At 57.9% G+C, this 9,947-nt stretch carries 11 protein-coding genes and 1 pseudogene; 5 read left to right on the top strand and 7 right to left on the bottom strand.

Features of this window, described 5'->3' with window-relative positions:
- Positions 1-293: 293 nt before the first annotated feature.
- Positions 294-893 carry a TetR/AcrR family transcriptional regulator gene (locus AB4Y42_RS43165; RefSeq protein WP_368697764.1) on the bottom strand — a complete coding sequence of 200 codons (600 nt, stop codon included), beginning with the start codon at positions 891-893 and terminating at the stop codon, positions 294-296.
- A 119-nt stretch (positions 894-1,012) separates the two neighbouring features.
- On the opposite strand from AB4Y42_RS43165, the gene AB4Y42_RS43160 reads away from it, so the two are divergent.
- The 3 genes from AB4Y42_RS43160 to AB4Y42_RS43150 all read left to right on the top strand — a co-directional run bounded on the left by AB4Y42_RS43160 (position 1,013) and on the right by AB4Y42_RS43150 (position 2,582).
- Positions 1,013-1,765: an SDR family NAD(P)-dependent oxidoreductase gene (locus AB4Y42_RS43160; protein ID WP_368692613.1), complete on the top strand. Its 753-nt coding sequence runs from the start codon at positions 1,013-1,015 to the stop codon at positions 1,763-1,765.
- A 391-nt stretch (positions 1,766-2,156) separates the two neighbouring features.
- The gene (locus AB4Y42_RS43155) at positions 2,157-2,354 is read left to right on the top strand and encodes a hypothetical protein (RefSeq protein WP_368697763.1); all 198 of its coding nucleotides are present in this window, start codon (positions 2,157-2,159) and stop codon (positions 2,352-2,354) included.
- A gap of 117 nt (positions 2,355-2,471) precedes the next feature.
- Positions 2,472-2,582 (top strand): hypothetical protein, encoded by a 111-nt coding sequence (locus AB4Y42_RS43150; RefSeq protein ID WP_368697762.1) that lies wholly within the window; start codon positions 2,472-2,474, stop codon positions 2,580-2,582.
- A gap of 428 nt (positions 2,583-3,010) precedes the next feature.
- On the opposite strand, the gene AB4Y42_RS43145 is transcribed toward AB4Y42_RS43150, so the two are convergent.
- The 5 genes and pseudogenes from AB4Y42_RS43145 to AB4Y42_RS43125 all read right to left on the bottom strand — a co-directional run bounded on the left by AB4Y42_RS43145 (position 3,011) and on the right by AB4Y42_RS43125 (position 7,974).
- Positions 3,011-4,084, bottom strand: coding sequence for an amidohydrolase (locus AB4Y42_RS43145; protein ID WP_368692156.1), 1,074 nt, complete (start codon positions 4,082-4,084; stop codon positions 3,011-3,013).
- A gap of 58 nt (positions 4,085-4,142) precedes the next feature.
- Positions 4,143-5,450 (bottom strand): MFS transporter, encoded by a 1,308-nt coding sequence (locus AB4Y42_RS43140; RefSeq protein ID WP_368692157.1) that lies wholly within the window; start codon positions 5,448-5,450, stop codon positions 4,143-4,145.
- An 83-nt stretch (positions 5,451-5,533) separates the two neighbouring features.
- A pseudogene (locus tag AB4Y42_RS43135) lies at positions 5,534-6,135 on the bottom strand (CoA transferase); the annotation flags it as partial.
- A gap of 474 nt (positions 6,136-6,609) precedes the next feature.
- A complete protein-coding gene (gene nifW, locus AB4Y42_RS43130) occupies positions 6,610-6,948 on the bottom strand; it encodes a nitrogenase stabilizing/protective protein NifW (protein WP_368692158.1) in 339 nt (112 codons plus the stop codon).
- Between the two features lie 525 nt (positions 6,949-7,473).
- Positions 7,474-7,974: an Lrp/AsnC family transcriptional regulator gene (locus tag AB4Y42_RS43125; RefSeq protein WP_368692159.1), complete on the bottom strand. Its 501-nt coding sequence runs from the start codon at positions 7,972-7,974 to the stop codon at positions 7,474-7,476.
- Between the two features lie 572 nt (positions 7,975-8,546).
- Here AB4Y42_RS43125 and AB4Y42_RS43120 point away from each other — a divergent pair.
- A complete protein-coding gene (locus AB4Y42_RS43120) occupies positions 8,547-8,924 on the top strand; it encodes a HesB/IscA family protein (protein WP_368692160.1) in 378 nt (125 codons plus the stop codon).
- A gap of 184 nt (positions 8,925-9,108) precedes the next feature.
- Positions 9,109-9,423 carry an ATP-binding protein gene (locus AB4Y42_RS43115; RefSeq protein ID WP_368692161.1) on the top strand — a complete coding sequence of 105 codons (315 nt, stop codon included), beginning with the start codon at positions 9,109-9,111 and terminating at the stop codon, positions 9,421-9,423.
- A gap of 252 nt (positions 9,424-9,675) precedes the next feature.
- Here AB4Y42_RS43115 and AB4Y42_RS43110 read toward each other — a convergent pair.
- A partial coding sequence (locus AB4Y42_RS43110; RefSeq protein ID WP_368697761.1) for a hypothetical protein occupies positions 9,676-9,947 on the bottom strand: 272 nt, incomplete at its 5' end.

Raw genomic sequence — 9,947 nt, 5'->3', positions numbered from 1 at the left:
TGGCGTGTGGCCGACAAGCTGCACACACCAGGCAGTCCGCCAGATCCCTCTACCTGACTGGCAGTTCCAGTCACCATATTGCCTTACGCGCACGCGAATGGACGAACGGCCCAGCTGAGCCGCTTACCGCCCAGCTTACGCATGCACAACAAAAATAGTCGTTCGTCGTGGCGTTAGGTTGAGCATTCGGATGTCATTTCATCCGCGAGCGCACGCATGCCGCTCTGACTGTTGTGTCGAAGTCGAAGCCTTGGTCTTTTCGCGCGGCTTCACTTCTGCAGGGTTATAGAAATCTATGGGCCGGCTCGATAGCGCAATCCGTCGACAAACAGAGCCACCAACCTCCGGGCGTCGGGGGGATCGGGACATTCAAGCGGAGCGCACAGGGCAGCTACCGCGCACAAAAGCTCCTCGGGCTGGATTCCTTTGCGAATGTCGCCCGAAGCGGTCGCGGCATCGAGGAGCCTCTGAACCACCGGGCGGAGCCGCTCGAGGAAATACGTTGGCAAGGCCTTGAAGGCCGGGTCGCCCGAATTCAGGGCGGCCGCAAGCCCTCGCCTCGTCGTCACGAAGTCCACGTAGCGTCCGATCCATCCCACCAATGCCTCGCCGGCATCGAGCGTGGCGGCAAGCTCAACGCCCGCATCCGCGCAGGCATCCACTTCGCTGCACAGCGCCGCCACGACGAGGTCCGAGCGCTGCGGAAAGTGGCGATAAATCGTGCCGATGCCTACTCCCGCCTTTTGCGCGATCTCGCGCACCGGTGCATCGATCCCCGAAGATTCGAAAACAGCCAGTGCCGTTCGCAGGAGCGTATCAATGTTCCGCTGCGCGTCAGCGCGCACGGAGCGCGGTGCGGCTTTACTGATGGACTTGTTCGTCTTGATGCTCAATTCATTTTTTCCTTGCTAACCGGAACGTGGTTCCGTATAGTCCGTAACCGGAGCGAAGTTCCGCTTTTGATTCTACCGTAAGCGACTTGCTCTCGCCCATCACATTGAACGGAGCAAACATGCACAGCAAACCCGTGGCACTCGTTACCGGGGCAAACAAGGGAATCGGTCTTCAGATTGCGAAAGAACTTGCTTCGGAAGGCTTCACGGTACTCGTCGGGGCACGCAAGCTGGACCTGGGCGTCGCGGCAGCGAACAGCGTTGGAGCAGCCGCGCAGGCCATCCAGCTCGATGTGACGGATCAGGCGTCGATTGTCGCCGCGGCGAGGCAGATCGAGGGCACGTTGGGACGTCTCGATGTGCTCGTCAACAACGCGGGGATCTCACGTCCGATCAAGCCGGGGACGTCTGTCGAACAGATGAGAGAGGGTGACAAGGTGAGCCGTGTGTCAGTCGACGATATGCGCATCGTGTTTGAGACCAATGTGTTTGGGGTCGTCGCAGTCACGCAGGCGCTGCTGCCGCTTCTTCGAAAAGCACCGGCCGGCCGCATCGTCAACGTTTCGAGCGCAGGTGGCTCTCTCACGCTAAAGGACAACCCGTCGGATTACTCGCGACAGTACGTTGGGGTTTATCAAGCGTCGAAAACAGCACTCAATGCGGTGACGCAAGCGTTTGCCATTGAACTGGAGGGAACCAGCATCAAGGTCAATGCGGTCTGTCCGGGGTTCACCGCAACGGATCTGAGCAACTATGCTCCTGGCGCCGGATCGGTCGAGGATGCCGCACGAGAACCCGTTCGCCTCGCCCTGCTTGACGCAAGCGGCCCGACGGGTACTTTCACCAACGCCGCCGGCCGCCTTCCCTGGTGAGACGACGGGCGTATATATTGCTCGCTGTCACACTCGATTAAGAAGCGCGACAGCGAGCATGTGAGTCGCTAGCGGCAGCGCTGCTAAAGGCCTGGTGTTCGTGTGGCTTGCAGAGCCACCATGACTATGCAGGCTGCCTGTTGCCTCGAAAATTTGTCTTCGGCTTGCAATTGCGAGCCGCATCGAACTTGGAACCGAGCGAGGCATGCTCGACCGTATCTCCTGCGAAACAAGCGTCGAGGTCAATTGGCGACAAACTCGCGCGAGTCATATCCCGCGCAGCATTCGTTACTCAATCTAAACAACGCAGCCGTAAGTCCGCCCCCCGCTCGTCGTCGAGCAGGCGGTCATCGACGCATACCGTTTCGTCGGCAAAAATCCGGACGTCAACATGCGCAGCGGCCTCGATGCGCGGCTTCCGGACATCAAGCGGCAGTTGGCGACGCGTGCCGATTGCTCCGCCGACGAAATCGCACCGAATCGCAATGCGAGCGAAGGACTCAGCGTTGCAATCTCCGGCATCCCGTTGTCGGACGACGACCGCGCGCTTATGTCGCCCCGGGGCTATCCGAGTGCATTGGCAGTTTGACAGCAACGCGAAATGCGGTAGCGCATCGTCGTCGAACGGGTGACGTTCGATCTAGTGGCAAGCGATGAAGCCATCGTCGCAGCGTATTCATCCGCGACTCGTCCCGACAGGAGCATCATGCACCTGACGCACATGATTCACCGGACAGGCAGCGTGCTGCCTATCGCGCACCTTACCGCGCTCGCGCGACAGTGCGGCATCGTGGCCATCGTTGACGCGGCACAATGATTCGCGCAGTTGCCCGTCAGCGTTTGTGTGCTCTGATGCGATTTCTTCGTGACCAGCCTGCACAGATGCCTCGGCGCGCCCGTCGGCAATACCGAAGGCAAGAACGCGAGGCATCGAATCCCTTCCGATCAGTCGCGTGCAGCAGGGAGTTAGCAGATGCTTGATTCGAAAGACAATTTAATAAGGGCCGCAAGGCAAACCCCCGCCACACTAGGGTCCGCCTGACCGGAACCCTGCACGAAAATCAAAGGCACACCGTTATGTAAAATCAAATGACGAGCGTTCCACGCTCCGATGCTTCATTCGTCGGTCAACGGCTTGCGGCAAAAACACAGTGTCCCGCTGCTCGACGCCTTCAAGTCATGGCTCGACGAACTGGTGCCGCGTTCAATCCGTTCCACTACTAGCGCAGCGAGGCATCCGACGCGCTACGTAAGGCGGTAGACCTTGCTCACCGTTCCCCGGAACAGTGCTTCGCGCTCATCGGCACCAGCTTGCGCAGTAAATTTCTTGAAAGCGTTCCAACCGTTGCTGAATGGGTAGGATCCCTTATCGACAGGGAAATTGCTCTCGAACATGCAGCGCTCCGCACCGAACGCTTCGATACACGTATGCATCCATGGCTTCCACGCGTGCGCCAGCTCATCCGATGACGGCGGACGTTCGCCCTTTTCAAACGCGAAGCCATTCATACGCATGCCGAGGCCACCAAGCTTCACATAAACATTCGGCAACCCGGCGAGGATCCGCATCGAACGGGACCAGGCATCGAACACTTCCGCGCGCTGATTCGCATAGCTCGCGATGCGGACGACACCGCCGCAATGGTTGATGATGAAAGGCGTATCCGGAAAGGCCTTTGCCATGTCGAACAGCTCCGGCAATTGCGGAAAGAATAGCCATGCGTCGTACGCCAGGCCCAGCGGAGCCAGTTGTGCAACGCCCGCCCGATAGTCGGGGTCGAGCAGCAGCCCACGCGGCGGCGCCGACAAGGGATTGACGAGTGTCTGGTCCGCGTCCCATGTAACGAGATGTCGAATGCCACGGAACCGGCCATCGCCGGCGTGCAGTTCCGCTTCGAGAACGTCGCGCACCGACGCTCCCCGTCGAAGATCCGCGTAGCCGATCATCCCTTTCGCAACCTGCGGCTTGCCGCCTTGCAACGCGGCGGTGACGCCAGCCACGTATTCGATTTCACCGACCGGGCGCAACGACTCCGGACCAGAGGCGCGATACCGTGTCAGCGCCTGCATGAACACGGAGGCGGTGATGTTATGACCCATGCGCGCGTCCTCGAGGTACTCGTCCAGAAGGTAGGTCCAGCCCGGTCGTTCGTAAAAGTGATGATGCGCGTCGATGATCGGCATATCGGGCTCGATCGCCGCTTCGGCACCGGAGGCGAGCCAGTCGGCACGAACGGGCAGGTAGTTGTTGGTTGTACTCACGGAATGCGTTTTCTCTTTTGCAAATGCAAGACGCGCGCTGATAACGGGCAACAACATCGATGTTGCGAGAGTGCCGAGGACCTGACGGCGTCGGAACCAGGGAGTGGCTCCATTCTTAATCTCCGCGACCGAAGGCGTAGAGGGACAAGGTCAGCAAGGTCGTGATACCCAGCACGATCGAAAGACCCGTCATGCCGGCCGAAAACGTACCAAAACTGTCCTTGAGGTACCCCACGAGGTACGGTCCCGCAAAGCCCCCTAGCGCACCGATCGAGTTGATGAACGCCAACCCGCCGGCAGCGGCCTGTCCGGCAAGGAATCGCGCCGGGAGCGTATAGAAGATCGTCCGGCCTGCAATCGTCCCGATCAGCGCCAGCGTGATGCCGGTCATCGCCGGAACGATTTGATGGAAATACGTCGAGATTCCCAGCGCGATCGCGCCGGTAAAAAAACCTGCGGCGAGATTGCCGATCAGGCCGCCGCGACGATCGACTCGCTTTGCCCACCAGAGCAACGCGATGGTGGCGAAGAAGTACGGCACGGCCGACGTCCAGCCGGTCTGCGTCACGCTCATTCCATGACCTCTCAGCATCTGAGGCAGCCAGATGCCAATGCCGTAAGAGCTCATCGTGAAGCCGAAAGAAATCATTGCCAGAATGTAGGTGCGCACGTCCTTCAACGCCAGGACGAAATGTTTCTTTTTCTGACTCGACGTGCCTTCCCGATCGGTTACGCTTTGCAGCGCTTGCCGTTCGTCATGGGACAACCAGGTTGCATCGGCAGGCTTGTCCGCCAGCGTCTTGAGCACCAGAAAACCGAGGACGCACGCGGGCAATCCCTGAACGATGAACATCCACCGCCAGCCCGCCAGTCCCAAAACGCCGTCCATGTGGAGCAGCCACGCCGAGAGCGGCCCGCCCACAAGCGAGGACAGCGGCGTAGAGACGGTGAACCATGCGAGCACTCGCGTGCGATAGGTGGCCGGAAACCAGACCGCGAGGAAGAAAATCACGCCCGGAAAGAAGCCAGCCTCGCCGATACCCAGCAGCAGCCGGATCGCGTAAAAGCTCTTTGGGCCTACGGCCAGCGCTGTTGCCGCTGCGAAGAAACCCCACGTGATCATGATTCGTGCGAGCCAGCGCCGCGCGCCGAAGCGGTACAACGCCAGGCTGCTCGGAACCTCGAACAGGCAGTACCCGGCGAACATGATGCCCGCGCCCCAGCCGAACTGTGTGGCGGTCAAACCAAGATCGCGATTCATCGTCAACGCCGCGAAACCGACGCTCGTGCGATCCAGGTAGTTGAAGAAGTACGCAAGCGCGAGCAGCGGAATGAAACGCCACGCCGCCTTCCTGACCGCGGACTGCTCATGAGTGGACGCGAACGCGCTGCCCGTTGCGATGTTTGATGAGATGGATGTCATGTCGTGTCTCCGGCCGCGCTCGGAGGTCTCACCGGCTTCCGCGGCTCGATGATTCCATGTGTCTTTCGTGTTACGTGGCTGCATCAGGCGCTGGCGACTTCGTTCGCCGAAGGCTTCGACGCATCGCCAGGCTGCCTGTGTGCGCACTTGACGACACCGAGCTCGGTCAATTGCCTCACATCCTCCGGCGTGTATCCGAGACCCATCGGAAGCGCTCGCCGCCGACCGTCAAGGGCAGCAGCGCCGTCCTCGTCTCGATGGGCCGCCCTGCGCCGCTGGCATCGGGCGGCAAAGTCACCTCGGCGAGCCCGCCCGTCGCGAGCAGGTGCGGATAATCGGACAGATCCTGCGGCTTTGTGACCAGCGCATAAGGAAGCCCGCAGCGCTCGAAGATTGCGCTGATCTCGAGCGCGGTGCGATGATCGTATGGGCCAGGCAGAACCCCTTGTGCGACACATAGACGAGACGTGATTGAGCCTGCAAAGCGCAACATACCCGAGGCCTAGCTTGTCCATCGTTCCTCTCTTGAAGTTTTTGCTGAAGACGTCCGCCCCAGGCAAGCAGCTTGTGGACGATATGCACGCTACGCGTGGTCTTTCACATCGACCGCAATGCTTTTCTTGTTCCGGTTGAACGTGCCGAAGAAGCCCGCACCGGAGCCGCGCGAGGCACGTGTGCTGTCACCAATCCCTCGCCCCCCCGAAATCAATACTTCCTTAACCGGCCGGATAATCCCAGCCTAGGCCGACGCGGTATCCGTGACCCAGAGAGCCGTTGTTACTTTGACTACATCGTGAAACGCCAGCGGATTCGCGGCCGCAGTCTTATATATCGATGCGCCGAGGAAACCTTGGTTCATAGAAGCTACTATCGCCCTCTGTCGCCCACGGGACTCCTTCTTCCACCCCATCGTTCATAAGCTCCGCTATGAGTCGTGTAAAGCGCTGTTCCACCGACAGGAATGACATGCGGGGACGAAGACAGCCATGAAAGCATCGAAACCGTATCCTGTCCGCTCGTCAGCCAGACGTGGACTGCTGATGGACCACTCCCGACAGATTTTCATAAGGACAAGTCAACCGCACTTCACAACGTTCATCAAGCGAGGAGTCGTATCGTGACGACTCAGACAAGCACCAATATGGCTCGCTCACCAACTTCAATTGTTAGCCCGAGCCGGCAGGGATTCACGCAGGCGATCGAGAGAGATATGCCGCTCTCCGTCGGCTTCCTGAAGAACCCTGAACACCTTTTGCTCAGCGGGCGTGGAAATGACAAAGTCGTTATACGCTTTCAACAGGAGATTTCGATAAACCAAGAATAAGGTTGCGTCGTGATCCGCTGACAGGTCCTCCGCCTGTTTGATGTACTGGAAGAAACGCCTTAGTATATGTAATCGACTTACGTCCACCACCTTGTCGTCATATGAGATGGCGAAGAATCGGAAAAAGTCCTCAGCCGACGAAAGCCGGTGCAGTTTATCAACCAGTACCTTCATGTTGTTGCTCCGTATGACAAAGTTGGCCGCGAAGCCGTCCGTAGCGAGGCGGCGAGTTTTATGCCACCGTTAAGCGCTTTCACATTGACGAAAGGGCCTAACTTGTCTGTGCCTTCTGACTTAGTGGCCGACCGGCACGCAAGGACCATGCTTGCCCTACCTAAACCTGGAACGTGTTTCCCCGCATGTCCATCGCCATTCCCGATTACCGTAACAGGACGGGCGGTGTCACGTTGCCTCTGTCTGAATTGTCTGAATTGTCTGAATTGTGACAGCGCGGCGCGTTGCGCGAAGTACATCCAGTCGGCTCGGTTGCCGGCGAAACTTTACTGAACATGCGTTGGGACGTTGCTGGCCTGCTCGCGCTACTACGAACGGTCTTCATCGCCGGATAGGTCAATAGTTTATCCGTCACGAGTTTGGTCTTCGGAAGCCAGCGAGCGATTCGAAGCGTGTCGTTTGGTTACGACCAGAACCTGTCTGTTGATTGACACAGGTCAAGCCTACCTTTTCAAGCGTTTGCCGTTACAGCGGTATCGCCTGCGTCGATAAGACTTCCTTTAATACCTTGAAGCTACGCAGTTCCCGTACTCCCGGCAGGTGCAACAATTGTGCAGCATGCAACCGGTTGAAGCTTTCATTGCCGCGTGCTCGAACGAGCAAGACATAGTCAAACTTCCCGCTCACAGCGTGGCACGCAACGCAGCCCGACACCTTCTGCGCCGCTTTCTCGAATGCGGCAAACGCCTCGGGCGTCGAGCCGTCCAGCACGATCCCGATTACCGCGAACATGCCCACGCCGAGAGCCTTCGCGTCGAGCCGTGCGACGACTCTTCGTATTAGTCCCGTCTTCTTGAGCCGTTCCACGCGCCGCAGGCACGCAGGCGCACTGCGTTTCACTTTCGCTGCTAGGCTGACAATCGATAGCGACGCATCTTGCTGCAAGTGTCTGAGGATCGCGCGGTCTACGGAATCCAAGTCGGCTATGCCCTTCTGGGCGGCGACTGAATTCGTTATCAATTTCATTTGCACTCATCTCCCATCTGTTGAATTCGATGGCATCCGAAAAATGTATCGTTTTTCCATGCGTTATCCGTGAAACTCGTTTTCCCTGAGCGAGCGTCGCCTGCGCCAACCATTCTAATGCGCTAACTTCGCGCCGTTATTCCGCCTGCGTTTTCTGAGCGTGGAGATAGCTTCTCTGTGTATAGGACAAACTTAGTTTAACGTCGAATGTCGACGTCCAAGATAGCGAACTTCAACTGGTAAAATAGAACGTCTATTGACTCGCGATGAGTCGCAAGGCTCACGTCGGGGTTTTCGCTCACTTGTTTGCTATGGCGCAAGGAGATCTCCGCCGTGCCGTTCCGCGCATCGCTTCACTCTTGGTGACGACGTCTGGGGAGAGTTCAACGGCGTGAATAATTTGGCATGTCGCTACACAGCCTCCGGATGCACACTCGCCTCAGCAATCTAATTCCGTACCTGAGCAGTAGTATTTCGAGCGAGTGTTGTGGCGCATTACTTGCTTTCTTTCCTCGCGCAGAGTCACATTGTCAAGACGGATATAGTTCTCTATTAATCTTCCAGGAAAATCTATGATTTCCCAACGATCAAGCATATCGACAGAACCCGCGTGTGAATTTTTTACATTCACGGCCCGAGCAGCAAAAGAAGCGGCCGAGCTTGTCACGCAGAGCCACGAAGCGCCGCTTTATATTCGACTGCGTGCTGAATTTCATGCGGGAGGACAGCTAGAATATTTTATTGTCCTAGTTGACTCCGTAAGCGATTCCGACACGAAAGTGTTTACACAGGGCCTCACTGTGTTCGTGGACGAGACTAGCCTACGTTATTTTATCGGCACGCGGATCGACTATGAGGAAGATACCCCGCTTCCGCGCTTCGTGATTGAAAGTCCGAGCGCATCAACATCCTGCGGCCGCAGTGAATCATTTTCCTCATGTCCACGCTAACATCGTAGCATGCCGATATTTATACCGCTTGCACGTGGTCTCGATGCAGAACAAGATGGTGAATCGGCGACGCGCGGACCACCGAATGCAATGAGACTCGTGCAAGCCTCGGTTGGTTTGCGCGTTGGTATAAACAGCACCGGAATGAACGCACTTACGGGTTCATTCAGTCACCTAACACCCGTTGCCAGCCATATGTGAGTACCGCTGGGCGAGCAATCATGCTGGCATCAGCCTACGGAGCACGAGTCGCAACGGCGCTGGATCGACGCCATACCGTGGCGCGAACACGGGGTACCGGGTTCAATCTCGATGCGAGACGCTGCCGGCAAGAGCGGCGGACTCGACAAGGGTCTCGTCGCTCGCCAGCTTTGACTGGATCCGCAACGCAGAGAACCTGATCCTGACAGGGCCACTGGCACCGGGAAAGACTGCTCCAGCAGACTACACGGCCTTTCCGTGCTGTACGTGGGCTTCACCCGGCAATTTGAGGTATTGAAGCGACGATCACGCCCGCACGCTGTACTCGACCATTACCAACCAACCAATTTCCCTCGAGCACTGGCGCGCCCGGCTCAAAACCCCCACGCTTGCCGATATGATACTGAACATCCATTTAGCTCACAAGCTTGCAGCGAAGAGGCGATTCGATGCGCAAGAAGGACGCGCCTGTTCCGATAGTGAACAGTCGCAGCAGAATTGAACTCTACGCCGCACGCCCCTAGCCTGTTCGACTCACCGAAACGGCCACTCAACTCGCCGGAAGTAGGCAACTGCACCTCAGTCCTGGACGACGGTTCGAAATCGCAACAAACTTCATGGCGATCAAATTGATCGGGATCGACGTGGCGAACGCGCGGACCTTCCAGTTCTTCTCACCCCACTCAATAGCCATGTCTAGCAGGCTGCTGAAGTACCGCTGAAGCACGTCATCGCGCAGAGTTCGTGAAGCGTTGATAGATGGACCACCACTTTCCCCTGGATTATGCGCGGCGCCGACACGTTCACTGAGAGTCTGTTTTC

The sequence above is a fragment of the Paraburkholderia sp. EG286B genome, from assembly GCF_040965655.1.
Lineage (GTDB): Bacteria > Pseudomonadota > Gammaproteobacteria > Burkholderiales > Burkholderiaceae > Paraburkholderia.
This window is presented reverse-complemented; position numbering and strand designations above follow the sequence as displayed.

Coding starts and splice junctions, on each gene's coding strand:
- AB4Y42_RS43155 (WP_368697763.1), top strand. CDS start 2,157: ATGCGCAGCGGCCTCGATGCGCGGCTTCCGGACATCAAGCGGCAGTTG.
- AB4Y42_RS43160 (WP_368692613.1), top strand. CDS start 1,013: ATGCACAGCAAACCCGTGGCACTCGTTACCGGGGCAAACAAGGGAATC.
- AB4Y42_RS43120 (WP_368692160.1), top strand. CDS start 8,547: ATGATTTCCCAACGATCAAGCATATCGACAGAACCCGCGTGTGAATTT.
- nifW (WP_368692158.1), bottom strand. CDS start 6,948: ATGAAGGTACTGGTTGATAAACTGCACCGGCTTTCGTCGGCTGAGGAC.
- AB4Y42_RS43150 (WP_368697762.1), top strand. CDS start 2,472: ATGCACCTGACGCACATGATTCACCGGACAGGCAGCGTGCTGCCTATC.
- AB4Y42_RS43145 (WP_368692156.1), bottom strand. CDS start 4,084: ATGTTGTTGCCCGTTATCAGCGCGCGTCTTGCATTTGCAAAAGAGAAA.
- AB4Y42_RS43125 (WP_368692159.1), bottom strand. CDS start 7,974: ATGAAATTGATAACGAATTCAGTCGCCGCCCAGAAGGGCATAGCCGAC.
- AB4Y42_RS43140 (WP_368692157.1), bottom strand. CDS start 5,450: ATGACATCCATCTCATCAAACATCGCAACGGGCAGCGCGTTCGCGTCC.